A 25,932-nucleotide genomic window follows, 5' to 3' on the forward strand; every position below is an offset into this window, starting at 1 on the left:
GAACCGTGTCTGACACCGCGGGCGATCCGGCTCGCCCGCTGACCTCAGACAGATCCCGACCAGAGACAGGACGACCGTGACCCCAGGTCACGGCCGGGGACCTCGTGCGGCCAGGGAGGGGGCGCACGGATCGAAGTGCATCGACCAATGTCGATCAGATGAGCCCTTGGACCGTGAAAGAGGCATCCATGAACGGGTACTCACCGCCCAGCCGACCCCCGCAGGGCCGGCTCCGCAGATCGATCACGGCGGTCGCCACGGCGGTCCTGCTGGTGGTGACCGCCGCGCTGGCCGCCGCGCCGGCGAACGCGCGTCCGCTGGACCCAGGACGGTCGACGACCGGTACCGCCACCGAGGCGCCGCGCCAGCTGCAGGCCCAGGTGCTCACCTGGACCGCCGGTGACAACTTCCTCTCGTACCTCTCCGCGCCCACCACCGCCGTCGCCGGGCCGGCGACGCTGGTGTTCGAGAACAGCGCCGCGACCGGCAACACCACCGGCATGCAGCACACCCTGACCTTCGACACCACGAACCCGGCGTACAACAGCGACGTCGACGTGAACATCCTGGCCGACCCGACGGACGCCAACGGCGGCCGGTGGACCGTCGACGTGGTGCTCTCGCCCGGCACCTACCGGTACTTCTGCGCGATCCCGGGCCACGGCGGGATGAGCGGCCTCCTGGTCGTCACCGGCGGCAACCCGGACACCACCCCGCCGACCGCGTCGGCCGCGGTGTCGGGCGAGCGGAACGACAGCGGCGCCTACCTGGGGTCGGCGACAGTCACACTGTCCGCCACCGACTCCGGCTCCGGCGTCGACCGGGTCGAGTACTCCCTGGACGGCGGCCCCTACGGCACCTATGCCGCGCCGGTGACGGTCAACCAGCCGGGGCAGCACACGCTCAGCTACCGGGCCACCGACAAGGCGGGCAACACCTCGACCCCGCAGTCGGTGTCGTTCACGGTGGTGGAGCCGCCGAAGCCGGACACCACCCCGCCGACCGTGACGGCCGCGGTCACCGGGCAGCGCGACGACACCGGCGCCTACGTCGGCAGCGCCACCGTGACGTTGTCCGCCGCGGACACCGAGTCGGGTGTGGAGCGGATCGAGTACTCCCTGGACGGCGGCGCCTACGCCACCTACTCGGCACCGGTGTCGGTCACCCAGCCGGGGCAGCACACGGTGACCTACCGGGCCACCGACAAGGCGGGGAACACCTCCGCCGCCCAGTCCGTCGCCTTCACCGTGGTGGAACCGCCGAAGCCGGACACCACCGCGCCGTCCGCCACCGCCGCGCTCACCGGTGAGCGCGACGACAACGGCGCGTACGTGGACTCGGCGACGGTGACCCTGTCGGCCACCGACTCGGAGTCGGGCGTCGACCGGATCGAGTACTCCCTCGACGGGCAGCCGTACGCCGCCTACTCGGCGCCGGTCACCGTCAACCAGGTCGGCCAGCACACGCTGAGCTACCGGGCGACGGACAAGGCGGGCAACACCTCGCCCGCCCAGTCGGTGTCGTTCACCGTGGTGCGACGGCCGGCGCCGGACACCACGCCGCCGACCGCGTCGGCCGGGGTCTCCGGGCAGCGCGACGACGCCGGCGCGTACGTCGGCTCGGCGACGGTGACGCTGTCGGCCACGGACACCGAGTCGGGTGTCGACCGGATCGAGTACTCCCTCGACGGGCAGCCGTACGCCGCCTACTCGGCGCCGGTCACCGTCAACCAGGTCGGCCAGCACACGGTCAGCTACCGGGCGACGGACAAGGCGGGCAACACCTCGGCCGCTCAGTCGGTGTCGTTCACCGTGGTGCAGCCGCCGGTGCCGGACACCACGCCGCCCACGGCGAACGCCGCGGTCAGCGGCCAACGGGACAGCACCGGGGCGTACGTCGGCTCCGCCACGGTCACCATCTCGGCCACCGACGCCGGCACCGGCGTGGACCGGATCGAGTTCTCCCTCGACGGGCAGCCGTACGCCGCCTACTCGGCGCCGGTCACCGTCAACCAGGTCGGCCAGCACACGGTCAGCTACCGGGCGACGGACAAGGCGAACAACACCTCGGCCGCTCAGTCGGTGTCGTTCACCGTGGTCGACCCGCCGGCGCCGGACACCACTCCGCCGACCGTCACGGCGGCGCTCTCCGGCCAGCTCGACGACCAGGGCGCCTATCTCGGTAGCGCCACCGTCATCCTCGCCGCCGCCGACGCCGGCTCGGGCGTCGACCGCGTCGAGTACTCCCTCGACGGGCAGCCGTACGCCCGTTACTCGGCGCCGGTCACCGTGAACCAGCCCGGCGGGCACACGGTCAGCTACCGGGCCACCGACAAGGCCGGCAACACCTCGGGCACCGCGTCGGTCACCTTCACCGTGGTCGCCAGCGGCCCCAGCGCCTGCGCGGTGCCGGACACCCGGCCGACGGTGTGGTTCGGCACGGTGGACAGCGGCGTGCCGAACCGGGTGGTCGTCGACGACTGCACGATCAACAACGCCATCCAGGACGAGAGGGCGTGGCCCAACCACGGCCAGTTCGTCAAGCACGTCACGGAGATCGCGGAGCACCTGCACCACCTGGGCCTGATCGACCACAAGGAGCACGGTCGCCTGGCGAGCGCCGCCGCCCGCTCCGGCGTCGGCAAGGCGGACGACAAGGCCGGCTACCAGCCGCTGCTGGACGCCTCGGCGGCATCGTTCAACCGGTGGCAGCACGTCGGCGCGGGCGGCTTCACCCGCAACGCCGACGGCTCGATCACCAGCCGCGCCGTCCCCGGCCTCGGCATGCTCTGGCTCCCCACCGCCGAGTACGGCGACTTCTCGCTGAAGCTGCAGTGGCGCGACGACGCCCCCGGCACCGGGCGCGCCAACAGCGGGGTCTTCGTCCGCTTCCCCGACGTGCACGGGCACGCCGAGGAGTCCCGGCCCGAGTGGGTGGCCATCAAGTACGGCCACGAACTGCAGATCTACGACCGGTCCGACGGCGACCAGTACAAGAGCGGATCGGTGTACGGCTTCGACCGGGTCGACCTGGCCGGGGCGAAGGTGGCCCCGAAGGGCACCTGGAACGACTACGAGATCCGGGTGGTGGGCCAGCACTACTCCGTCTTCCGCAACGGCGAACTGATCAACGAGTACGTCAACACGCCGGACGCGGTGTTCAGCCCGCCCCGGGCCGACGACCCGGGCGGCGCCGGGCGCCAGCACGCCAGCGGCCACATCGGCCTGCAGAACCACGGCACCGCCGACGTCGTGAGCTTCCGCAACGTGCGGATCGCGCCGCTGACCGCGTGCTGCCCCGGCGGCGCGCCCTCATCTGCCAACCCGAGCAGCTGCTGCTGACCATCGAAGGGGAACCAACCATGGCGAAGAACAGGATCGACCGTCGGGCGTTACTGCGCGGCCTCGCCGGCTCCACCGTCGCGGTCGGCGCGGCGAGCCTCGCCGGGGCGCTGCCCGCCGCGGCGTCCGGCGGCGCCTCGAACGGCCACCTGGTGCCGCGTGGGCACCTGGGCATCCAGCTCTACAGCGTCCGGGACAAGATCGCGCAGTTCGGCTTCGCGGCCGTCTTCGAGGAGCTGTCCCGGATCGGCTACCGGGAGGTGGAGTTCGCCGGCTACACGCAGGGCAACGTCGGCCCGATCACCCCGGCGCAGATCCGCCAGCTGCTCGACGACAACGGGCTGAAGGCGGCCGGCAGCCACCGCGGGCTCGGTGACTTCCGGAACAACCTGGAGTGGGAGCTGGACGTCGCCGAAACCCTCGGCATGCCGGCCCTCGGCACCGCGCAGGCGCCCACCGGCAACCGCACCATCGCCGGGTACCAGGCCGCCGCCGCCGAGTTCAACGCGTGGGGCGCCGCCGCGGCGGCCCGGGGGATCAAGCTCTACCAGCACAACCACACCATCGAGTTCAGCTTCGCGGTGGACCGGCCCGACGTGCGGCTGTACGACCTGTTTCTCGAGCTCACCGACCCGGCGTACGTGTTCCTGGAGATGGACATCCTTTGGGCGTACGGCGGGGCCCGCAAGTACCCGGGGTTCCGGCCGGTCGACTACGTCAAGGCCCACCCGCACCGGTTCCCGCTGTTCCACGTCAAGGACGGCGTCCCGCTGCCCGACCCGCAGCAGGGCAACTCCTACCTGGACGTCGAGTTCGGCGCCGGGGTCATCCCGTTCGCCGAGTTCTTCACCGAGCTGGACGGGGGTGGACGGTTCACCTACCTGTGGGAGCAGGACACCGGGCCGAGCGCCCAACCGAACCCGCCCGGCTCGCTGGGCGCCGCCGAGCGCAGCTACCAGCGGATCGTCGACCTGCGGGGTGACCGGTGAGCGCCTGGCGTCTCGTCGAGGACCCGCCGCCGGCCGGGGACGGCGGCGCGCCCGGGGACGGCCGCCCGGGCGAGCCCCGCCGCCGCGGGTCGAGCACCCGCCGGCTGCTGGTGGTGGCGGCCACCGTACTGCTCACCCTGGTCGGCGCCGGCGGCCTGGCGGCCGCCCGCACCGGGGCGTTCTTCGCCGAGCGGCCGGAAGGCTGTGTCAAGCCGGACCGCAGCATGCAGTTGTACGCGGTGGAGCTGCCCAAGGACGGCACCCAGATCCGGCTCGGCTACGGAACCTCCCCGCAGACGGCCTCCTACCCGGGCCCGACGATCGAGATGACCGAGGGGGAGTGCATCGCCATCACGCTGCACAACCAGGTGCCCGCGGCCACCCTGGCGCAGCTGCGTACCGACCCGGCGCACCCGCTCGGCGTCTCGCTGCACGTGCACGGGGTCAAGTACACCCAGGTCTCCGACGGCACCGTGCAGAGCGGCTCGTTCGTCCCGCCCGGTGAGTCGCGCACCTACACCTGGTTCGCCCAGCAGCGGAACAGGAAGACCGGTTCGCCGGGCACGGCGGGCTACTGGTGGTACCACGACCACGTGGTGGGTGGCCCGCACGGCACCCAGGGCCTCGGCGCGGGGCTCTTCGGCGGGCTGGTGGTCCGCCGCCCCGGCGACCCGAAGCCGGACCGCACCTACACCGTGGTCTTCGGCGACCGGCAGAGCATCAACCTGCGCCGCGGCGCGGCCGCCGACACCTGCGACGCGCAGAACCCGCAGCCGGGACCGACCTGCCTGGTCGCCCGCAAGGGGGAGAAGGTGGAGTTCGTCGTCGTCGGCATCGGCAACGACATGCACACCTTCCACCTGCACGGCCACTCCTGGGCGGACACCCGGACCGGCCTGGTGGACAACGGACAGCCGTTCGCCGACGGCGTCCCGATCATCGACAACAAGCCGCTCGGCCCCGGCGACTCGTTCGGGTTCCAGGTGGTCGCCGGTGACTCGGTCGGACCGGGGCACTGGATGCTGCACTGCCACATGCAGTTCCACTCCGACGGCGGCATGTCGACCATGCTGCACGTCCTGAGCGAGGACGGGGCGATGCCCCCGGGCCACGACCACCACTCCCACCCGGCGAGCGCCCCCGGCACCGGCACCGCCGACGCCGGGCAGCACCAGCACAACTGAAGCGCCGACGGTCACCGCGCCGTCGACGAGGGGCGCGGCTGCCGGTCCGTCCGGAGCTGAACGGACCGGCAGCCGCCACCCGGAGCGCGTCACCGCCGTGGCGCGCCAGCCGTCCCCGACCGCACCATGTCCCGCTCGACCCGCTCGGACAACGCATCTCCGCCACACCTCACCTGTGAAGGAGTCGAAATGGCTCAACAACGCCGTTTCCGGCTGTCCCGATGGCGTCGTCCCGTCGACGTCACCGCCTCCCCACCACCGGCCACCCGCCGGGCCGTCGGACGCACCGGCGCGCTCGCCGCGAGCGCCGTGCTGACCCTTGGGCTGCTCGCCCTGCCCGCCAACGCCGCCGCCCCGGCGCCCGTCCAGGCGCCGGCCGCCGGGGCCGAGGCCGCGGCCGCGGTGAAGCTGCTGGTCTTCCACGGTCCGGTGGATCAGCAGGACGACCCGGTCAGCAAGGCTGTCGACGCGATCCGGGACCTGGGCACGGAGCACGGCTTCGCCGTCGACGCGTCCGCCGACCCGGGCGTCTTCACCTTCGGCAACCTGGCCCGGTACCGGGCCGTGGTGTTCCTCTCCGCCAACGGGGTCACCCTCGACGACGCCCAGGAGGCGGCGTTCCAGGCGTACATCAAGGGCGGCGGCGGCTTCCTCGGCGTCCACGACGCGGCCCGCGCCCAGCCCAGCTCCGCCTGGTTCACCGGCCTGATCGGCACCCGGCCGGCCGCCGGCCTGCCGAACGCGGAGAAGCCCGTCTCCGCCACGGCGAGCGCCGAGAACCCGCCGAACGAGACCGCCGCGAAGGCGATCGACGGCTCGACCGGCACCAAGTGGCTGACCTTCAACCCGACCGGCTGGCTCGCGGCGAAGCTGGCCAAGCCGGTGGTGGTCAGCCGGTACGCGCTGACCTCGGCCAACGACTTCCCCGGCCGGGACCCGAAGAACTGGACCCTGCAGGGCTCCACCGACGGCACCACCTGGACTGACCTGGACACCCGCAGCAACGAGACCTTCCCGCAGCGGTTCCAGACCCGGCAGTTCTCCTTCACCAACGACAAGGCGTACCAGCACTACCGGCTCAACGTCACCGCCAACGGCGGCGAGCCGCTGGTCCAGCTGGCCGAGCTGTGGCTGATCGGCCCGGACGCCGGACCGCCGCCGGACGCCACGGTGCAGGAGGCCGTGGTCGACCTCACCGACCGGCAGCACCCGGCCAACCAGGGCCTGCCGCTGACCTGGAAGCGGTCCGACCAGTGGATCAACTGGGACCCGAGCCCGACCGGCCGGGTGCACACCGTCGCGCAGGTCGAGGAGGGCACCTACAACCCGGGCCTGAGCGGCAACGGCGCCTTCCACCCGATCTCCTGGTGCCAGGACTACGAGGGTGGCCGGTCGTTCTACACCGGCATGGGCCGCACCGAGGCCAGCTACACCACCGACAAGCAGTTCCGCAGCCACCTGCTCGGCGCGATCAAGTGGACCGCCGGCCTGGTCCGCGGCGACTGCCAGGCAACCGTCGCGTCGAACTACCGCATCGAGCGGCTGACCGCCACCAACCAGCCGGGCCAGCTCGACCAGATCGGTGAGCCGCACGGCCTGACCATCGCGCCGGACGGCAAGGTCTTCTACATCGGCAAGGCGGCCTGCGCCACCGGGCCGGTCGCCGACTGGAACAACCCGAACGTCGGCCTCGGCTGCGGCACCATCCACCAGTGGGACCCGAACACCAAGCAGGTCAAGCTGCTGACCACGCTGGCTGTGATGGGCAACCGGGGTAGCGGCAGCGAACTGGTCAAGAACGAGGAGGGCCTGGTCGGCATCACCCTCGACCCGAAGTTCGCGCAGAACGGCTGGGTCTACGTCTACTGGATGCCGCACGAGTCGATCGACCGGGTCAAGCGGATCGGCCAGCGGACGGTGTCCCGGTTCACCTACGACGCCGCCAAGCAGACCATCGACCAGGGCACCCGCAAGGACCTGCTGCACTGGGACACGCAGATCCACAGCTGCTGCCACGCCGGCGGTGGGATGACCTTCGACGAGAGCGGCAACCTCTACATCGGCACCGGTGACAGCAACTCCTCCGGTGGCTCGAACGGCTACTCCGGCAACAACTGGACCCAGGAGTACCAGGGCGTGTCGTTCCAGGACGCCCGGCGTACCTCCGGCAACACCAACGACCTCAACGGCAAGATCCTCCGGATCCACCCCGAGCCGGACGGGACGTACACGGTCCCCGCGGGCAACCTCTTCACCGGTAAGGAGGAGGGCGGCGGCAAGACCCGTCCGGAGATCTACGTGATGGGCGTGCGGAACATCGCCCGGATCGCCTGGGACCCGGTCAACGACTGGCTGACCGCCGCGTGGGTCGGCCCGGACGCGGGTGCGCCGAGCCCGGACCTGGGACCGGCGAAGTACGAGACGGCCACCATCATCACCTCCGCCGGCAACCAGGGCTGGCCCTACTGCATGGGCAACCGGCAGCCCTACCGGGACCGCAGCAACACCGACGCCACCGTGCTGACCGGCTGGTACGACTGCGACAACCTGAAGAACACCTCGCCGCGCAACACCGGTCTGGTGAACATTCCACCGGCCCGGGACAACATGATCTGGTACTCCCCGCAGGGCGGTGGCCCGGTCTTCCCGAAGCGCACCGACGGCAGCGGGCTGCCGACGTACCAGGTCGGCGACGAGACCTTCACCCAGCCGTACCTCAAGGGCGGCGGGCAGGCCATCATGGACGGCCCGACGTACCAGCGGGAGAACGTCGACGTCAACAGCGGCGTGGCCTGGCCGGCCCACTGGGACAACAAGTGGTTCATCGGTGACCAGTCCAACGCCAACAACCGGGTCGCGGTGACCGTGGACCCGGCGAACGTGCCGAAGCACGGGCCCCCGGCCTTCGCCGAGGACCTGCGCAGCATCATCCGCTCCGGCAACGGCGGCACCCAGCTGCAGTCCTGGATGGACGCCAAGTTCGGCCCGGACGGCGCGCTGTACATGCTCGACTACGCCGGCGGGTTCTTCAGCCTGCACTCGAACCAGAAGCTGATCCGGATCGCCTACCAGGGCGGCCCGGCGACGCCGAGCCCGAACCACGCCACCGCACGGGCCGTCGCGCAGAGCGACCCGAAGACCATCGCCTTCTCCAGCGCGAAGGCCGGCGGCGTGGCCTGGGAGTGGAACTTCGGCGACGGCAGCGCGCCGTCGCGCGAGGCCAACCCGACCCACACCTACGCGAAGTTCGGCACCTACCAGGCGACGGTCAAGGTGACCTACGCCGACGGCGAGGTGGCCACCGGCACGATCGAGGTGTTCGTCGGGTGCGCCGCACCGGACACCCGCAAGACGGTGCGGATGCTCGACACCGACACCGGGGTGGCCAATCACGAGGTGGGCGGCGACTGCACGGTCAACGACCTGATCGACGACGAGCGCATGTGGACCGACCACGGCCAGTTCGTGAGCCACGTCGCCGGTGTGGTGGGCGACCTGCGCAAGGCCGACGTCCTCGACAACCGCGAGGCGTCGGCGCTGCAGAAGGCCGCCGCCCAGGCACCGATCGGCAAGGTCCCCGGCTACCAGCCGATCTTCGACGGATCGGCGGGCTCGCTCGCCGACTGGCGGCAGGCGCCCGGCGGGTCGTTCACGCTTCAGCCGGACGGCTCGATCCGCAGCTCCGGCGGGCTCGGCATGCTCTGGTACGCCAAGCAGGAGTTCGCGGACTTTTCCATGCGGCTGCAGTTCCGGGACGTCTCCACCGGCAACACGTACGCCAACAGTGGCGCGTTCGTCCGGTTCCCGGACCCGCGGACGCCGGTGGAGCAGCGACCGGCCGGCAGTTGCGGCACGGTCGGGTCGGCCCGCAGCTCGCAGGCGTGGGTGGCGATCTACTGCGGTCACGAGATCCAGATCTACGACGGGCCCACCGGTGAGCCGCAGAAGACCGGGTCGATCTACAACTTCGACCCGATCGGGCTGGACCAGGCCGGCGTGACGCCGAAGGGCCAGTGGAACGAGTACGAGATCCGGGTGGTCGGGCAGCACTACACGATCACCCGCAACGGGGTCGTGATCAACGAGTTCGACAACACGCCGGGCAAGGCGTCGTCCCGCCAGGGCGACCCGCCGACCGACCTGCGCCAGTTCCTCAGCGGGTTTGTCGGGTTGCAGAACCACGGCACGAACGACCTGATCGAGATCCGGAACGTCCGGGTCCGGCAGCTGTAGCGACACGGGTGACCCGGGTGCCGGGTGCGGAGGCGAGCCCTCCGCACCCGGCACCCGCCCGTGTGTCCAGCTCCCGCCGCCCGGGCGACTTGCCCCTCGCTATATAAGGGCACGACCGTAACCTGGCTCCCGTATCGAGTGGTCCGACGGAATATCCGCGGTGGATGGCAGTTCGGCGATTGACCCTTCGATGTATCGGGATTTACGGTGATGACCGTAATCGGAGAAGGGATGCCTATGCCGCTCAACGGACCTCGCCTCGCGTCGGTCGCGATGGTGGCGACCCTCGTCGCCGCAACAGCCGTGTCCACCACTCCCGCCGGGGCCGCCACGCCGACCGAGACCCTGGTCGGCGTGCCGCACCACAACCTGGCGATCTACGGAGCCACCTTCGGCTCCACCCCGGCCGGCGACTACGCGTACGCCGTGGCGCGCGGGACCACCGGCGCGCTCAACGTCATCGACACCCGCACCGCGACGGTGGTCCGGACCCTGCCGCTGCCCGGCGCGGGCGGCTCCTGGGGCGGCACCGTCACCCCGGACGGCACCGCGTACATCGGGGCCGACAGCAAGCTGTTCCGCTACCGGCCCGGGGCGGACCACGTGGAGGACCTCGGCTCGCCGGCGCCGGGGGAGACCGCGACCTGGCGCCTGGCGAACGACGGACAACGGGTCTTCGTCGGTACCTTCCCGACCGGCAAGGTCTACTCCGTCGACCACCGGACCGGGGCCGTCCGCGACTACGGGCAGGTCTGGCCCGGTGAGCAGTACGTGCGCAGCATCAGCGTCGCGAACGGCAAGATCTACGCGGGCCTGGGCACGGTCGCCAGGGTGGTGGAGGTCGACGTCGAGTCCGGCGCCCGGCGGGAGATCCCGCTGCCCGAGCAGTACCGCGCCGAGCAGTTCGTCTACGACCTCGACGTCCACCACAAGACGCTCTTCGCCCGGTTGACCAACAGCAACCGGGTGCTCGTGCACGACCTGACCACCGGTGAGTGGGTCGCCGAACTGGGCAACGGCCGCGGTCTGGACTTCTCCACCCCGGACGACGACGGCAACGTCTACTTCGCCTCCACCGGGGCCCGGCTGATGGCGTACAACCTGAAGACCCGGACGCTCACCCCGACCGCCTTCACCGGGTTCGGCACGTCCCGCGGGTTCGGGTGGACCCACCTCGGTGGGCTCGAGTGGCGCGGCCGGACGCTCGTCACGATCGACCTCAGCGGCAAGATGTACTACTTCAACCCGATGACCGGGGCGAAGAAGGTGGTGACCGTACCGGTCCCGGGTCTGCCCGCGCAGCTGCAGACGCTCGAAGCCGGCCCGGACGGCCGGATCTGGTCCAGCGCCTACCCCAGCGGCGGGATCACCTCCTACGACCCGGCGACCGGCACCTTCACCGAGAACGCCGGGGCGCTGGGGCAGGCCGAGGGGCTGCTCTCCTACCAGGGCAGGATCTACGCCGGCGTGTATCCCGGGGCGAACCTGTTCGAGCTCGACCCGACCAGGCCCGTCGTGCGCGGCACCAACCCGCGACAGTTCGCCTCGCTCCGCACCGAACACCAGGACCGGCCGTTCGCCATCACCGGCGTCGGCGACCGGGTGGCCTTCGGCACCATTCCCGAGTACGGCCAGCTCGGTGGGGCGCTGGCCCTCGTCGACCCGGTGACCGGGGCGAAGGAGGTGCACCGCGACGTCGTACCGGCGCAGAGCGTCACCGCGCTGGCCACGGTCGGGAACCTGGTGCTCGGCGGCACCGGCATCTGGGGCGGGCTCGGCGTCGCGCCGACGCAGCCGGAGGCGAAGCTCTTCCTCTGGGACCCGGCGACCGCGACGAAGGTCTGGGAGGGTCCGGCCGTGCCGGGCGCCAAGGCCATCACCCGGCTGATCGTCGCGCCCGACGGTCGGGTCTGGGGGTCGACGGTCGGGACGCTCTTCGAGTTCGACCCGGTGACCCGGACCGTGGTCAACACCGTCGAGGTCGAGCCCTTCGACTGGAACGTCGACCACGTCTGGCGCAGCGACCACCTGGCGGTGGCGCCGGACGGCGCGGTGTGCGGCAACTTCTGGACCACCGTCGCCTGTGTGGACCCGGCGACGCTGTCGGTGCGGAAGCTGGCCACCGGCATCAGCGACGTCTGGACCATGGACGCGTCCGGCGTCATGTACTACGCCCGGGGCGGCGAGCTGTACCGGCTCACGCGCTGAACATGGTGGCCCGGGCGGGCGGGCGGCGGCGCTGCGCCGCTCGCCCGGGTCGCGCCCGCGCGAGCGCCTCAGGCCGGGCGGGCGGTGGGCTCGGGCTCGGGCTCGGCGGGCAGGCTGTCCATGAACGAGCTGACCGAGAAGACCGCGTTGCCGGGGCCGGGCGGGCCGTACCCGGGCGGGCTGGACAGGCCGTGGGCCTCCATCGTCGCCCGGTACACCTCGAGCAGCCGGATGTGGTACTCGAGCGGGGCGCCCTGCGGGTTGGTCCGGCCGAGCGGCGTGGTCGGCTCCGGGCACCAGGTGGTGAACCGCGGGGTGATACCGCGGGACATGAAGTACTCCAGCCCCTCGGCGGTGGAGTCGATCGCCTCGTCGACGGTGGTGAAGCCGAACGGCGCGGCCATCTCGACACCGGCGACGAAGTTGGGGATCACGTTGCGGGGCCCGAAGACCTCGGCGGAGTCGAGGATGCGGCGGTGCCACTCCTCGCGACCCACGTACCGCTCCTTGCCCGGGCAGTAGAGCTCGAACAGGCGCTTGTCCCAGACCTCGTAGTTGGGGTGGTAGATGCGGATGCCGTAGTCGTGGAACCGTTGCACGTCCGCCTTCGGCAGCGCCTGCGCGACGACCTTGCCGATCCACCGGCCGGGGAACCGCTCCTCGATCGCCTTGGCGTACCGGCCGTAGAAGTCGGCCTCGGCCAGCCCCTCGACGGTGGAGGTGACGCTGCCGCCGGTCAGCGTGTACGCCCGCGAGGCGCCGAGCGTGTCGTACCGGTCGATGATCTCCATCGCCTCCAGCACCTCGTCGACCGGCTTGACGCCGGTGTACGGGCGCTTGGCCGCCTTGTGCTGGCGCCAGTTGTGGTTGATGTCGCAGTACTGGCACTCCTCCTTGGCGCCGAAGTACTGGCAGACCCGGAACACGGTCAGGTAGATCAGGTAGCCCCACTGGATCGTCGGTGCCACCTCCATCACCGACTTGCCGTTGGCGAGCTTGTGCCGGTAGTACTCGGGCATCGGCGGCAGGCCGACGTCGGCGATCGGGCGCCCGTCGAGGTGCAGCCGCAGCACCCCGTCGCCGGCGTCGGCGACCCGGTACGGCGAGTCGGGGTTCACGCGGACGGAGACGACCGTCCGGCGCAGCCCGTACGGACCGCCGCTGAGCACGATCTCCTCGGGCGGCCGGCGGAGCGCGGCGGTGCCCAGCTCCGGCAGCGTGCGGTGGTCGAAGGAGAAGATGAAGTACGACTTCGGCTTGACCTCGCCGCCCTCGTTGTCGGTCAGCGCCGAGTCGTCGAACGCTATGCCCCCACGCAGCAGGTCTTCCTTGATCACCGCTTCCCGCGGCACGTGGGGAAACCGCCCCATCAGGTCCTCGACGAGATCAGTACGGCTCTGCATAACTGGTTCCCCCCAGGTCCGGCGTCGACGTCGCCAGCGTCACCACACCACCCGCCGTCGGCGCGGCGTCAGCGGCGGGGGGCGATCGTGTCCTCCGTCACGCTACCGCCGTCGGCGTGCCCCGGCGCGCGTGGTGCCGGCGGGGGTCGCCAGCCGACCGGTCGGAGGGCCCCGCGGCGTCAGCTGGTCCGGGCGAGCAGCTCGCGCGTCGCGGTGACGATGGCGTCCACGCCGATGCCGGCCTGGTCCATCAGCTCGGTGGGCGTTCCGGAGGTGGGCAGCCCGCGTACCGCCAGCTGGGTCACCTGTGCCGGCACGGCGAGGTCGGCCAGCGACTCGAGCACGGCGGAGCCGAGGCCGCCCTGCGGGTAGTGGTCCTCGACGACGACCAGCCGGCCGCCGGTGGCCCGGACGGCCTCGAGCAACCGCTCCGAATCCAGCGGCTTGACCGAGTACAGGTCGATCACCCGGGCGTCGATTCCTTCGCCGGCGAGCTGGTCGGCGGCGGCCAGGCAGTTGTGCACGGTCACTCCGGCGCCGATCAGCGCGACGTGGTCGTGGCTGCCGCCGCGCAGCAGCTTGCTGCCGCCGATCGGGAAGGTCTCGTCGTTGTCGTAGAGCACCGGGTGCCCGCCCCGGGTGGTGCGCAGGTAGGCGACGCCCTTGCAGTCGACCATCTGGGCGACGAGCGCCGCGCAGGAGACGGCGTCGCTGGGATAGAGGACGGTCGAGCCCTGCACGGCGCGCATGGCCGCCAGGTCTTCCAGCCCCATCTGCGAGGGGCCGTCCGCCCCGATCTCCACGCCGGCGTGCGACCCGCACAGGGCGATGTCGGCGCGGGAGATGCCGGCCATCCGGATGAAGTCGTAGGCGCGGGAGAGGAACGCCGCGAAGGTCGAGGCGAAGGGGCGGTATCCGCGCACCTGCAGCCCGACCGCCGCCGCGATCATCTGCTGTTCGGAGATGAACATCTCGAAGAACCGGTCGGGGTGGGCCTCGGCGAACCGGTCCGCGCGGGTGGAGTCGCTGACCTCGCCGTCCAGGGCGACCACGTCCGACCGCGAGCCCAGCGCGCGCAGCGCGTCGCCGTACGCGTTCCGGGTGGCCACCTTCGCTCCCTTGTCGTAGCGCGGCAGCTCAGGGGGCCTGCGGTCGGGGGTGGGGGCGGGCGGGGTCGGCTCGGGCCGCGGCCCGGCGACGCGGATCTGACGCACCCCGCCGAGGGCGTCGACGGCCCGCTCGGCCGCCTCCTGCTTGATCGGCTTGCCGTGCCAGCCGGGCTGGTTCTCGATGTCGGGCAGCCCCTTGCCCTTCACCGTCCGGGCGAGCACCACGGTGGGACCCGTCGCCTGCCGGGCCCGGCCCAGCGCGTCGTCGATGGCGACCAGGTCGTGGCCGTCGACGACGATGGCCTGGCAGCCGAACGCCTCGACCCGCCGCCGGTAGGTGTCCAGGTCCCACTCCAGCTCGGTCTCGCCGCGCTGCCCGAGCCGGTTGACGTCGACGATCGTGGTGAGGTTGCGCAGACCGTAGTGGCCGGCCTTGTCCAGCGCCTCCCAGATCGAGCCTTCGGCCGTCTCGCTGTCGCCGCACAGTACCCACACGTGGAACGGCAGCTGGTCGAGGTAGCGGCCGGCGAGCGCGATCCCGACGCCGACCGGCAGCCCTTGGCCGAGCGAACCGGTGGCGACGTCGACCCAGGGCAGCGCCGGCGTGGGGTGCCCCTGCAGGCGCGACCCGAACTGGCGGTAGGTATTGACGAGCTCCTGGTCGGTGATCGCGCCGACGGCCTTGAAGACCGCGTACAGCAGCGGCGAGGCGTGGCCCTTGGAGAAGATCAGGTGGTCGTTGGCGCGACCGTCCGGGGTCGCCCAGTCGTAGCGCAGGTGCCGGGCGATCAGCACGGCGAGCAGGTCCGCGGCGGAGAGGCTGGAGGTCGGATGCCCGGACCCGGCCTTGGTGCTGCACCGGATCGCGTCGACCCGTAGTTGGGCGGCGATCTCCGCCAGCTGGCTGACGTCCTCCGCCCGCAGCACCCGCTCTGCTTCCATTGTCACCGGTATCGGCCTCCAGCCATCGGTGTCCCCCGTCAGCCCGGCGCTCCTGGGCCGTCCGGCCGCACGGCTGGGCAGCTCTCCGCTGATCGGCTCGGCACCTACGGTAGTCAAGAAAGCTGGGCGTCGTCCGATAACACCGATTTGCGGGCCGGGCGACGCGGCCGAACCGGACCGCCGCTCACTCCCGCGATCGTCACCGGCGGGAAGGCCCGGTGGCGGCGGTGGCCAGGCCGGAGACTGACGGTCATGGCACCAGATCCGGGACGGTCCGTCGGCGGTGGCTCCGGCGAGCTGCCCGGGCGGCTGTCGGCGTGGCGGTTCGTGGTGTGGTTCGGCGTCGTGGCGATGCTGGCCGACGTCGTCTACGAGGGCGCCCGGTCCATCACCGGGCCGTTCCTCGCCCACCTGGGCGCGAGCGCGCTGGTGGTGGGAGTGGTCACCGGTGCGGGTGAGGCGGCCGCGCTGGTGCTCCGGCTGGTGTCCGGGCCACTGGCCGACCGGACCGGTCGGTTCTGGGCGTGGGCCATCGCCGGCTACGGGCTCACCGTGGTCAGCGTCCCGTTGCTCGGGTTGACCTCGGTGCTCTGGGTGGCGTGCGGCCTGATCATCGCGGAACGGGTCGGCAAGGCGGTCCGGCAGCCGGCGAAGGACACCCTCCTGTCGCACGCCGCGGCGGTGACGGGTCGCGGCCGCGGGTTCGCGGTGCACGAGGCGCTGGACCAGGCCGGCGCGCTGGTGGGGCCGCTCGCCGTGGCCGGCGTGCTGGCGGCCACCGGGGACGACTACGGCCCCGCGCTGCTCACGCTCGCGGTGCCCGGGGCGCTCGCCCTCGTCCTGGTGGTGTGGTTGCGGGTTCAGGTCCCCCGGCCGGCCGGCTACGAACGGGTCGCGGAGCCGGCAGCGGCGGCGAAGAGCGCCCGCCGCGCGCCGGGCGCCGGGGAGGCCGTCCGGCTGCCGCACGGGTTCTGGGCGTTCGCCGGGTTCGCGGGGCTCACCATGACCGGGTTCGCCACGTTCGGCGTGCTCTCCTTCCACCTGGTGTCCGCGGGCCTGCTGCCCGCCTCGGCGGTGCCCGTGCTGTACGCCGCGGCGATGGTCGTCGACGCGCTGGCCGCGGTGGCCACCGGGTGGGCGTACGACCGGTACGGGCCGTTCGTCCTCGTCGTCCTGCCGGTCGCGGCCGCCCTCGTTCCCGCGCTGGCCTTCTCGGCGACGGTCGGGGTCGCGGTGGCCGGCGTGGTGGTGTGGGGCGCCGTGCTGGGCGTGCAGGAGTCGACGCTGAAGGCGACCGTGGCGGACCTGGTGGGCCCGGGCCGGCGGGCCACGGCCTACGGGGTGTTCGGTGCCGTGGTCGGGGTCGCGGCCGCGGCCGGCGGCGCGTTGGCCGGCGGGCTGTACGAGACGTCGGTGCCGCTGCTGGTGGCCGTGACGGCCGCCCTCCAGGTGGTGGCGCTGGGCGTGCTGATCACCATCGTGCGCGGGCAGCGGCTGGTTCGCCGGTCAGTTCGGTGATCCCGGCGGCCGCTTCGGCAGGTGCAGCATCCACTCCGAGGTACGCGGACCCCGCACCGGAACCCGTTGCCAGTCCTCGGCCCAGTCGGGCGGGGCAGTGCCCTTGGTCAGCAGGGCGAAGGACCCGGCCGCAGCGACTTCCCGCAGCTCCGCGGTGCTCGCGTTGCGGTTGTACCCCTGGTCCTCCAGCGCCCGGCATCGCGCGTAGTAGGCGACGGGAATCGCCTCGTGGCCGGAGATCACGCACGGCGGGCGCACGCCGTGCGACCGCAGTGTCTGCGCGATGCGCGTCCAGTCTCCGCGACCCCTGAACTGCTCCGACACGACATGACGGAGGATGCCGGCCTGGATGACGAGATGGCCGGCGAAACCCACCGCGACCAGGGCGGCGAGCCCTCGCCGCCAGTTTCCGGAGGCCGCGGCGAGTAGGGCGGCGAGCCCGGAGGCGGCGGGAACGAGTGCCGCCGCGTAGGCCGGGAGCAGGAAGCGGGGTGCCGAGTACCCGATCAGGAACAGGTAGGGAACGGCCATCGAGACCGCGATCAGGACGGGCAGCCACGCCGTCGGTGCCGCGCCCGCGCGGCGGGCCGTCCGGACGCCGAGCGGCACCAGCATCACCAGCGCCACCCACCACAGGGCGGCCGGCCACCGGAGCGGGCTGTCGCACGGCCGGCAGAGGATCGGCCCGTCCAGGGTGCTGATCACGTGCCAGAGGGAGAAATGGAGGCCGGTTCCGCCCTGCACGTGGCCGGCCTGCTGGATGCGTTCCAGGATCCCGCCGTACCGCAGCTCGGCTTCGACCGCCCACGGCGCGCCGCCCGCCGCGAGGCCCACGGCCACCGCCGCGGCCAGCCGCCGCCGCCGGAACGCCGGCACGGCGAGGGTCGCGCCGAGCAGGGGGAGTCCGAGCCAGAAGGCGTCGGCCGGACGCATCAGGGCGGCGACCGCGAGAGCTGCGACCAGCCCGAGGTACGCCCCGGGTCGGGCCGGTTCGGCCGCGGCGAGCAGGAAACAGCCGGCGGCCGCGACCGTCGCCATGGCGGTGTAGTGGTTGGGCATCGCGGCGTTCGCGTAGAACAGGGCGGTCCAGAGGCTCGCGTAGAGGCCGGCTGCCAGCGTGACGATGCCGGGCCGCCGGGTCAGGCGGCACCACACCGAGAACGCCAGCCCGAGCGACACCGCGGCGGTGGCGGTGAGGAACAGCCGGAGCGCGACCGTGGAGTCGAGCCAGGAGGCCACCGGCCACACGAGCAGGGTCACGCCGCGGGCGCGGGGGGCGCTCATGAACGCGGCTGGCGCGTGGGTGCCGTGCTGGCTCACGTAGACGACCTCGTCCCAGCCGAGGTCGAGGGTCACCGGCACGGCCGTCAGGGAGGCGGCGGCGAAGAGCACGCACACCGCCAGCAGAGGTCGCAGGCCGGTCCGGGCAGCCACGGATGGGGAGAGCACCAACGCCTCGCTCGAGTTGCGCCAGGCGCGTCGCCTAACGAGGAAGTCGTGGACAGCGCGTCGGGCACCCCGCCCTGTGGCTGAGGATGGTGATCGGCCGGCGGGTGGTGGCGGCGACGAGATCGCGCTCCCGCCGGCCAGGTGTCCGAGCGACCTTCACATTAGTTTCTCAAACGGCGTGAGGAATCTTCTTCGCGAAATTGGCTGATTCATCCGGCCGGCAGTGCCGCGGCGTCGGTTCGGCCCACCGGTAGGGAGCGGAGCACGCCTCGCGACGATCGCTGGTGCGGCGTGGGTGGGGAAAAGGGGAGCGGGGGTGTGGACCTCGTCGTCCACACCCCCGCCCCTGGTTACGGGATCAGCCGGCCCGGCAGGAGGCCAGCGCGCCGACGACGCCGACGCCCGGGTCGCGCAGCGGCAGCGTGGTCGACGCCGCCGGGCAGCGGGGCACGGTGAGGTCGTAGATGCCCCGGCCGAACGTCGCCGCGGTCAGCTGCCGGGTGGGCTCGTGGTAGCGCAGGTACATGATGGCCGCCTCCGGCAGGTCCGCGCCGAGCGCGGCCCACCCGCCGCCGTTCCACGCCGAGACGAACACCCCGACGTCCGTGCCGACCAGCAGCAGCCCGTCGGAGGTCGGCACCACCGAGTTCACCGGCGCGTCGGGCAGCCCGCGGCCGATGTCGGTCCAGGTACGGCCGCCGTCGCGGGTCACCATGACGTGCGGGCGGTCGCTGCCGGAGCGGAACGCCGAGAACGTGGCGTAGGCGATGTTCGCGTCCTCGGGGTGCACCGCCACCCGGGTGACCCAGGTGCCGGGCAGCTGGCCCGGGTCCACCTCGTTCCAGCTCTGCCCGAGGTTGCCGGTCCACCACAGCTTGCCGTCGTCGGTGCCGACGTACAGCTTGTCGCCGTCGGTGGGCGCCGCCGCGATCGTGGTGATCGTGCCCCACGGGTAGCCGTTCGGGTCGTTCGGGCCGCCGCCGGTGAGGTCGGGGCTGATCGCCGTCCAGGTGCGGCCGTTGTCGGTGGACCGGTTCACGATGTTCCCGGCGTAGTACATGACGTCCGGGTCGCTCGGGTCGAACTGCAGCGGCGTGAGCCAGTTGCGCCGGTCGGAGGTGGTCTGACCCGCGCCGATGGACTGGCGCGGGCTGCCGCCGGCGGTCTCCGAGCGGTAGCAGGAGCCGTACTGGCTGCAGCCGAAGACGATGTTCGGGTTCTCCGGGTGGATGATCACCTGGAGGCCGTCGCCGCAACCGATCGCGTCCCACGGCCCGCCCGGGCCCTGGTAGCCGCGGTTGCAGCCGTTGTCCTGGGCGCCGCCGACCTTGAGCACCGGGTCGGTCTCCGCGACGTCCACCGTGTAGAACTGGGTGTACGGCTCGTAGGTCGACTTGACCCAGCCGCTGACCCCGTTGGCCTCAGAGCGGTAGAAGCCGCCGTCGTTGCCCAGGTAGGCCCGGCCCGGGACCTTCGGGTCCCAGCGCATCACGTGCTGGTCGGCGTGCACGCCGCCGACGTTGCCGAAACTCTGCCCACCGTCGGTGGAGCGCCGCAGGTTCACCCCGGCGAGGAAGACGTGGTCGGCGTTGGCGGGGTCGACCCAGAGCTTGCCGAACCACCAGCTGAAGGTGGACTGGGACGCCTGGTTGGCGTTGACCGGGGTCTGGGTCCAGCTGTCACCGCCGTCGTCGGAGCGGTAGAAGGCGCGGAACGGGCCCAGGGCGGTGCCGACGTACGCGTACAGCCGGTCGGGGTTGTTCGGGGCGAGCGCGAGCCCCCAGCGGCCCTGGTCGGCGTCGGTCGGCAGGCCGTTGGTCATCCGCTGCCAGGTCTGGCCGCCGTCGTCGGAGCGCCACAGGCTGGACCCGGGGCCGCCGTAGGTGCGCTGGTGCGGCTCGCGCAGGTGGTCCCACATCGCCGCGTACACCCGGGCCGGGTTCGTCGGGTCGATGACGACCTCGGTGGCGCCGGTGGTCGGGTTCGGCGGGGCGAGCACCTGCCGCCAGCTGTCGCCGCCGTTGTCGGAGAGGTAGACGCCGCGCTCGCCGCCGGGCACGAAGAGGTTGCCGGCGGCCGCGGCGAAGATCCGGTTCTGGTTGCTCGGGTCGATGGCGAACCGGGCGATGGCGTGGCTGTCCGCCAGGCCGACGTGCTGCCAGGTCCGGCCGCGGTCGCGCGAGCGGTAGATGCCGTCGCCGCCGAAGGTGATCGAGCCGCCGCCGGGCTGCGCCTCGCCGGTGCCGGCGAAGAGCACGCCGTCGCTGGTCATCGCGACCGCGCCCATGCTCTGCTGCCAGGTGTCCGGCCAGGCCGGCTCGAAGGTGGCGCCCGCGTCGCCGGAGCGCCAGACGCCGCCGGAGGCGGCGGCGATGAAGACCTGGTTCGCCACCTGCGGGTCGACGGCGATGTCCACCACCCGGCCGCCGATGTCGCTCGGGCCGAAGAAGTTCCACTCCTGCTCGGCGAGGTGCCGGTAGACGGTGCGGGTGTGCGCGGCGAGCTGGTTCGCCTCGCCCCGCGCCCGGGCGTACTTGGCCGCCGAGAGGTCGGTGCTGCCGTCGCTGAGCCGTTGGGCGGTCATCCACTCGGCGGGCAGCTCCATCGGGCCGGTGGGGGTGCTGGTGGCCAGCGACTCCTCGCCGCTCGCCGCCGGTGTCGAGGCGGTCAACGCGGCCGCGGTCAGCAGTGCCAGGACCGCCGCCACCGGCATGACGCGTCTACCTCGGACGAGGCTGGGACTCATACGGCATCTCCCTGTCCACGTGCGGGTGCGACCGGAACCAGTCGTCTGTCGCACGCTAGACAGCTCGGTGATCCACGTCACCAGGCAACTGTTGGGATTCCGGCCGTCGGGTTAGGACAGCTGTAGAGCCGGCGGTCACGACCCGCTCTGGAACTCCGGCAGGCCGGCGTCGTCCGAGTCCGGGCCGACCACCGCGGTCAGCGTGGTCCCGTCGGCGCAGAGCGCGCCGGCCCGCAGGTACATCCGCCGCTGCTGGGCCCGGGTCAGCACCTCGGCCTCGAACACCTCGTCCTCGGCCCGCAGCAGCTCGATGTCGGCGCGGCTCTCGTAGTGGGCGCGGACGTCCAACGGTGTCATCCGGACGGTGCCCTCGACCGTGGTCAGCGCGCCCTGCCGCACCACCGAGGTGACCCGCGCACCGTCGGGCAGCACCAGGCCGGTGACCTCCGCGTCGACTTCCGCGTCGGCGTCCAGCGGCACCCGGTCGCAGCTGGGCAGGTTGGCCAGCATGCCCCGGCCACGGTCGCCGGCCGCCGGAGCCTCCGACCCGCCGCAGCCGGCCAACAGCGCGACCGCGATCACGGCGGCGGACACCCGAGGTCTCATCGCAGCAGGATGCCACGCTCAGCGCAGCACCCGCCAGCGTCGCACCATCAGCAGCAGGGCGGTGATGATGACGCCGGTGACCGCCATGAGCACCATCGAGATGAGCGCGCCGTAGGCGAAGCCGGAGAACTCGAACGCCTGGTCGAAGATGTACACGGGCAGGTAGAGCGTGGCGTTGGCCGGCCGGCCGTCGGCGAGCACGTACGCCGGGACAAAGTTCACCTGGAGGGTGAGGATCGTGTCCCGGACCGCCAGCAGCACCAGCACCGGGGCCAGCAGCGGCAGGGTGATCCGGCGCAGCTGCCCGAAGGGTCCGCAGCCCTCCAGCGCGGCCGCCTCGTACAGCCGGCCGTCGAGCATCCGGCGGGCGGCCAGCACGACGATGAAGCCCTCGCCGATCGGGAAGGCCAGCATCAGCACCACCGCCAGCCGGGCGGTGGTCGGGTCGGCGAGCCAGGTGAAGCCCGGATGGCCGAACAGGCCGAGGAACTGGTTCAGCGGGCCGTACATCGGGTTGAGCACCCAGAGGAACAGCACGGCCAGCGCCACGTCGGGGACGACGGTCGGCAGGTAGACCGCCACCCGGAACCACCGCCCGCCCGGGCGCGGCGCGGCGAGCAGCAGCCCCAGCCCCACCGCCGCGAGCAGCCGCACCGGCACCGCCAGCGCCACGTGCAGCAGGGACGCCCGCAGACTGTCCAGCAGGAAACCGTCGTCGAGCAGGCGGCGGACGTTGGCCAGGCCCACGAACCGCGGGTCCCGGGTGAGTCCGGTGTGGTCGGTGAAGGCGTACCCGACGTTGAGCAGAGCCGGCAGCGCGACCAGCAGCGCGACCGCCAGGGCGTACGGGGCGAGGAACGCCCAGCCGGTCAGCGGCCGGCGGTTGGAGCCGCGGGTCATCGGCGCCGGCCGGTTTCGGCGTCGAAGCGGTGGATCCGGTCCGGGTCGGGGCGCAGCCGCACCTTCTCACCCGGGCGTACCCCGGGCCGGGGTCCGGTGCGCACGGTCAGCCGGGTGCCGTCGGAACACCGGGTCAGCAGCACGGCCTCGCTGCCGAGCGCCTCCACCGCGCCGACGGTGGCCTCCACCGGCCCCTCCGGGTCGAGCGCCAGGTCCTCCGCGCGTACGCCCAGGGTCAGCCCGGCCGGGCCGCCGAGCACCCCGCCGCCGGGCACCAGGTTCATCGGCGGGCTGCCCAGGAAGCCGGCCACGAAGGTGTCGGCGGGTTCGTCGTAGACCTGCTGCGGCGGCCCGATCTGGCGGACCCGGCCGCGGTCCAGCACGGCCACCCGGTCGCCGAGGGTCATCGCCTCGGCCTGGTCGTGGGTGACGTGGATGGTGGTGGTGCCCAGGTCGCGGTGCAGGCCGAGCAGGTCGGCGCGGGTGGCGAAGCGCAGCGGCGCGTCCAGGCTGGCGAGCGGCTCGTCGAGCAGGTAGACGCTGGGCTCGCGGAGCAGGGCGCGGGCCAGGGCAACCCGCTGCCGCTGCCCGCCGGACATCTGGTCGGGGTGGCGGTCGAGCAGGTCGGCGATGCCGAGCCGGTCGGCCGCCGCCCGGGCCCGCCGGTCGGCCTCGGCGCGGGGCACCCGGCGTACCCGCAGCCCGAAGGTCAGGTTGCCGAGCACCGTCAGGTGTGGATAGAGCGCGTAGTCCTGGAAGACCATCGCCACGGCCCGCCGGTGTGGCGGCACCGAGGCGACGTCCTGGCCGTCGACGACGACCCGGCCGCGGTCCGGCCGGTCCAGGCCGGCGATCAGCCGCAGCACCGTCGACTTCCCCGAGCCGGACGGCCCGACCAGGGTGAGCAGCTCACCGGCCCGTACGTCCAGGTCGATCCCGTCGAGGGCGGTGGTCCGCCCGTACGACTTGGTCAGTTCCTCCAGCCGGATCGCGCCGCGCCCGCTCATCAACCCCCTCCGACCGGCAGGGCGAACAGCTGCCGGCTCTGCTCCTCCAGCCGGCGCAGCCCCTCCTCGCGGTCGATCCGGCCGTAGAAGAGTTCCTCGAGCTGGGTGCCCGTCTCCTTCTCCACCCGGGACCAGGTGGCGGTGCGCGGAGTGGCCCGCAGGTGCGGCTCGGCGTCCAGGTAGACCCGCGACGACTTCGGCGGGGCGGCCGGGTCCAGGAAGACGGGGGAGTTGGCGACGTCGAGCCGGGACGGGACGGTGCGGCCGGACTCGGCGAGGATCCGCTGCCCGTCCGGACCCATGGCGAACTCGATGAACCGCCAGGCGTCGCCGTGGTCGGGCAGCCCGGCGCTCATGCAGTACGCGTCGCTGTGCAGGATCGACGCGGGCACCCCGCCCGGCGCGACCGGCAGCGGCGCCACGTCCCAGGTGAAACCCTTGATGGTGCGCAGCGTCGGCACGGCCACCCGGCTGTTCAGGTACATGCCCAGCGTGCCGCGCAGGAACCGGGCCTCGCTCGACTCGCTCTGCTCCTCGGCGTCCGGTGGCACCACGTGGTGCTTGAGTTGCAGGTCGAGGAACCAGTCGACGGCCTTCCGGGTGGCCGGGTCGCCGGTGAGGGTCAGCCTGGTGGGCCGGTTCGGGTCGTCGACGAGTTCGCCGCGGTTGGACCAGACGAACGGCGCGAGCCGGGGCACCGACGGCTCCACGCCCAGCCCGTAGCGGCCGTCGCGGGTCAGCGCGCGGGCGGCGGCGAGGAAGTCGTCCCAGGTCCAGCCGGCCTCGGGCAGCGGTACGCCGGCGGCGGCGAACAGGTCGGCGTTGTAGTAGACGACCAGGGAGGAGAGGTTCTGCGGCAGGCAGGTCAGCGCCTGGCCGTCGAACCGGAAGGCGTCCAGCGCCCGCGGGCTGAAGTCGCTCTCCTTGAGCACCGTGCTGCGGTCCAGGTAGGACTGGGCCGGCTCGATCGCGCCCTGGGCGGCGAACTGGCCGTAGCGGCGGTAGTTGAGCAGGAACACGTCCGGCGGCTTGCCGCCGGCGAACGAGGTGGTCAGCCGGGCCATCAGCTCGTCCTGGCTGGCCACCGGCGAGAGGTTGACGTCGACGTCGCGGTTGGCCTGCTCGAAGGCGGTGACCATGGTGCGGTAGCCGGCCACCTCCTCGGCGTCGCCGAACAGCACGACGGTGATGCCCGCCGCGCCCTCGGCCCGGTCACCGTCGCCGCCGCAGCCGGCGGCCCAGCCGACCAGCAGGGCGGCCATGACCAGGCCCACCCACCGTCGTACCCGGGTGTTCGTCACCTGCGTCCTCCAGATCTCAGTGCGGCCAGTGGATCGTCGTTCAACAGCACCCGCTGCGCCAGTAGGAACACCAGCACGCACGGCACGGTCGCGACGACGCACCCGGCCATCAGCAGCGGCCAGTCGGTGGGGTTCAGCAGACGCAGGAACTGCAGCCCGAGCGGGTAGGTGTACCGGTCGCCGCGGTGCAGGTACAGCAGCGGGTCGATGAAGTTCGCCCAGTGGAAGGTGAAGGCGAGCACCGCCACCGCGAGGGTCGCCGGGCGGACCTGGGGCAGGGCCACCCGGCGCCAGACCGTGAGCCACCTCGCGCCCTCCAGCCGGGCCGCCCAGAGCTGGCTGTCGGGTACGCCGCCGAAGCTCCAGGCGTAGAGCAGCACCAGGAACGGGCTGCCGGCGAGCGCCGCCGGGGCCAGCAGGGGTACGTACGTGTCGACCACGCCGGCCAGCCGGAACAGCTCGAAGCGGGTGGCCCACACCGCGGTGACGGGCACCAGCAGCACCGCCAGCAGGCCGAGCACCACCCGCCGGCGGGCGGTCGGGGTGAGCAGCCGCAGCCCGAAGCCGGTCAGCGAGGCGACCGCGACGGTCAGCGGCACCGCCAGCGCCACCACCAGCGCCGAGTTCGCCAGGTAGCGGAAGAGCGGGATCAGCTCCGGCAGCCGGGTGTAGGCGGCCAGCGTCGGCTCGGGCGGAAGGAGTTCCAGCGTCCGCGGCGGGGGTAGGCCGGCCGGCCGCAGCGAACCGACCACCATGAACCAGAGCGGGGCGGCGAACACCGCCGCGAACAGGGCCGGCACCACGAAACGCCCGATGATCCGCGGGACCGTGGCGCGACCCGTCAACCGCACGTCGCCGAACCTATGGGCCGTCCGGCCGTCGAAACATCGGGCACCTGTTGGAATCGCGTGCCGCCGCCTCCTACGCCTGTCGTACCCGGCGGAGCCGCGCGGACGCCGCCGGCGCGGGGTGGGACGGGCGCCGGGCGGGGCGGCG

General features: G+C 72.5%; 15 protein-coding genes. 6 read left to right on the forward strand and 9 right to left on the reverse strand.

What is annotated here, in order from left to right; genetic code table 11:
* Positions 1 to 188 precede the first annotated feature (188 nt).
* From ACVCAH_RS17040 to ACVCAH_RS17060, 5 genes are all read left to right on the forward strand, one after another.
* Positions 189 to 3,341 (forward strand): OmpL47-type beta-barrel domain-containing protein, encoded by a 3,153-nt coding sequence (locus ACVCAH_RS17040; protein WP_447137122.1) that lies wholly within the window; start codon positions 189 to 191, stop codon positions 3,339 to 3,341.
* A 20-nt stretch (positions 3,342 to 3,361) separates the two neighbouring features.
* Complete coding sequence (locus tag ACVCAH_RS17045) at positions 3,362 to 4,330, forward strand: sugar phosphate isomerase/epimerase family protein (RefSeq protein WP_447137123.1); 969 nt, start codon at positions 3,362 to 3,364, stop codon at positions 4,328 to 4,330.
* On the forward strand, positions 4,327 to 5,514 hold the full coding sequence (locus ACVCAH_RS17050; RefSeq protein WP_447137124.1) for a multicopper oxidase domain-containing protein: 1,188 nt from the start codon (positions 4,327 to 4,329) through the stop codon (positions 5,512 to 5,514). The genes ACVCAH_RS17045 and ACVCAH_RS17050 overlap by 4 nt, the downstream gene beginning before the upstream one ends.
* Before the next feature lie 189 nt (positions 5,515 to 5,703).
* On the forward strand, positions 5,704 to 9,747 hold the full coding sequence (locus ACVCAH_RS17055) for a ThuA domain-containing protein (RefSeq protein WP_447137125.1): 4,044 nt from the start codon (positions 5,704 to 5,706) through the stop codon (positions 9,745 to 9,747).
* A gap of 231 nt (positions 9,748 to 9,978) precedes the next feature.
* Complete coding sequence (locus tag ACVCAH_RS17060) at positions 9,979 to 11,955, forward strand: hypothetical protein (RefSeq protein WP_447137126.1); 1,977 nt, start codon at positions 9,979 to 9,981, stop codon at positions 11,953 to 11,955.
* Positions 11,956 to 12,023: 68 nt separating this feature from the next.
* On the opposite strand, the gene ACVCAH_RS17065 is transcribed toward ACVCAH_RS17060, so the two are convergent.
* Together ACVCAH_RS17065 and ACVCAH_RS17070 are read right to left on the reverse strand one after the other, a co-directional pair.
* Complete coding sequence (locus ACVCAH_RS17065) at positions 12,024 to 13,358, reverse strand: radical SAM protein (RefSeq protein ID WP_447137127.1); 1,335 nt, start codon at positions 13,356 to 13,358, stop codon at positions 12,024 to 12,026.
* A gap of 179 nt (positions 13,359 to 13,537) precedes the next feature.
* Positions 13,538 to 15,409: a transketolase gene (locus tag ACVCAH_RS17070; RefSeq protein WP_447137227.1), complete on the reverse strand. Its 1,872-nt coding sequence runs from the start codon at positions 15,407 to 15,409 to the stop codon at positions 13,538 to 13,540.
* Positions 15,410 to 15,661: 252 nt separating this feature from the next.
* Between ACVCAH_RS17070 and ACVCAH_RS17075 the strand changes: the two genes are divergently transcribed.
* Positions 15,662 to 16,927: an MFS transporter gene (locus ACVCAH_RS17075; protein WP_447137128.1), complete on the forward strand. Its 1,266-nt coding sequence runs from the start codon at positions 15,662 to 15,664 to the stop codon at positions 16,925 to 16,927.
* Here the strand turns inward: ACVCAH_RS17075 and ACVCAH_RS17080 are convergent.
* The 7 genes from ACVCAH_RS17080 to ACVCAH_RS17110 all read right to left on the reverse strand — a co-directional run bounded on the left by ACVCAH_RS17080 (position 16,916) and on the right by ACVCAH_RS17110 (position 25,787).
* Positions 16,916 to 18,376, reverse strand: coding sequence for a hypothetical protein (locus ACVCAH_RS17080; RefSeq protein WP_447137129.1), 1,461 nt, complete (start codon positions 18,374 to 18,376; stop codon positions 16,916 to 16,918). The genes ACVCAH_RS17075 and ACVCAH_RS17080 overlap by 12 nt on opposite strands.
* Positions 18,377 to 18,734: 358 nt before the next feature.
* Positions 18,735 to 21,122 carry a WD40/YVTN/BNR-like repeat-containing protein gene (locus tag ACVCAH_RS17085; RefSeq protein WP_447137130.1) on the reverse strand — a complete coding sequence of 796 codons (2,388 nt, stop codon included), beginning with the start codon at positions 21,120 to 21,122 and terminating at the stop codon, positions 18,735 to 18,737.
* A gap of 135 nt (positions 21,123 to 21,257) precedes the next feature.
* Positions 21,258 to 21,728, reverse strand: coding sequence for a hypothetical protein (locus tag ACVCAH_RS17090; RefSeq protein WP_447137131.1), 471 nt, complete (start codon positions 21,726 to 21,728; stop codon positions 21,258 to 21,260).
* Positions 21,729 to 21,746: 18 nt separating this feature from the next.
* On the reverse strand, positions 21,747 to 22,628 hold the full coding sequence (locus tag ACVCAH_RS17095) for a carbohydrate ABC transporter permease (RefSeq protein WP_447137132.1): 882 nt from the start codon (positions 22,626 to 22,628) through the stop codon (positions 21,747 to 21,749).
* Complete coding sequence (locus ACVCAH_RS17100; protein WP_447137133.1) at positions 22,625 to 23,635, reverse strand: ABC transporter ATP-binding protein; 1,011 nt, start codon at positions 23,633 to 23,635, stop codon at positions 22,625 to 22,627. Before ACVCAH_RS17100 ends, ACVCAH_RS17095 begins: the two co-directional genes overlap by 4 nt.
* Entirely contained in the window at positions 23,635 to 24,936 is a 1,302-nt protein-coding gene (locus ACVCAH_RS17105; protein WP_447137134.1) for an ABC transporter substrate-binding protein, read from the reverse strand. The genes ACVCAH_RS17100 and ACVCAH_RS17105 overlap by 1 nt, the downstream gene beginning before the upstream one ends.
* Positions 24,933 to 25,787 carry a carbohydrate ABC transporter permease gene (locus tag ACVCAH_RS17110; protein ID WP_447137135.1) on the reverse strand — a complete coding sequence of 285 codons (855 nt, stop codon included), beginning with the start codon at positions 25,785 to 25,787 and terminating at the stop codon, positions 24,933 to 24,935. Before ACVCAH_RS17110 ends, ACVCAH_RS17105 begins: the two co-directional genes overlap by 4 nt.
* Between the last annotated feature and the right edge of the window lie 145 nt (positions 25,788 to 25,932).

This window comes from Micromonospora sp. LZ34, from assembly GCF_052981855.1.

Bases quoted from the DNA above. Each gene is read 5' to 3' on its own strand.
- ACVCAH_RS17085 (WP_447137130.1), bottom strand. From the start codon at position 21,122: ATGAGTCCCAGCCTCGTCCGAGGTAGACGCGTCATGCCGGTGGCGGCG.
- ACVCAH_RS17095 (WP_447137132.1), bottom strand. From the start codon at position 22,628: ATGACCCGCGGCTCCAACCGCCGGCCGCTGACCGGCTGGGCGTTCCTC.
- ACVCAH_RS17075 (WP_447137128.1), top strand. From the start codon at position 15,662: ATGGCACCAGATCCGGGACGGTCCGTCGGCGGTGGCTCCGGCGAGCTG.
- ACVCAH_RS17065 (WP_447137127.1), bottom strand. From the start codon at position 13,358: ATGCAGAGCCGTACTGATCTCGTCGAGGACCTGATGGGGCGGTTTCCC.
- ACVCAH_RS17040 (WP_447137122.1), top strand. From the start codon at position 189: ATGAACGGGTACTCACCGCCCAGCCGACCCCCGCAGGGCCGGCTCCGC.
- ACVCAH_RS17045 (WP_447137123.1), top strand. From the start codon at position 3,362: ATGGCGAAGAACAGGATCGACCGTCGGGCGTTACTGCGCGGCCTCGCC.
- ACVCAH_RS17100 (WP_447137133.1), bottom strand. From the start codon at position 23,635: ATGAGCGGGCGCGGCGCGATCCGGCTGGAGGAACTGACCAAGTCGTAC.
- ACVCAH_RS17060 (WP_447137126.1), top strand. From the start codon at position 9,979: ATGCCTATGCCGCTCAACGGACCTCGCCTCGCGTCGGTCGCGATGGTG.
- ACVCAH_RS17090 (WP_447137131.1), bottom strand. From the start codon at position 21,728: ATGAGACCTCGGGTGTCCGCCGCCGTGATCGCGGTCGCGCTGTTGGCC.
- ACVCAH_RS17055 (WP_447137125.1), top strand. From the start codon at position 5,704: ATGGCTCAACAACGCCGTTTCCGGCTGTCCCGATGGCGTCGTCCCGTC.
- ACVCAH_RS17070 (WP_447137227.1), bottom strand. From the start codon at position 15,409: ATGGAAGCAGAGCGGGTGCTGCGGGCGGAGGACGTCAGCCAGCTGGCG.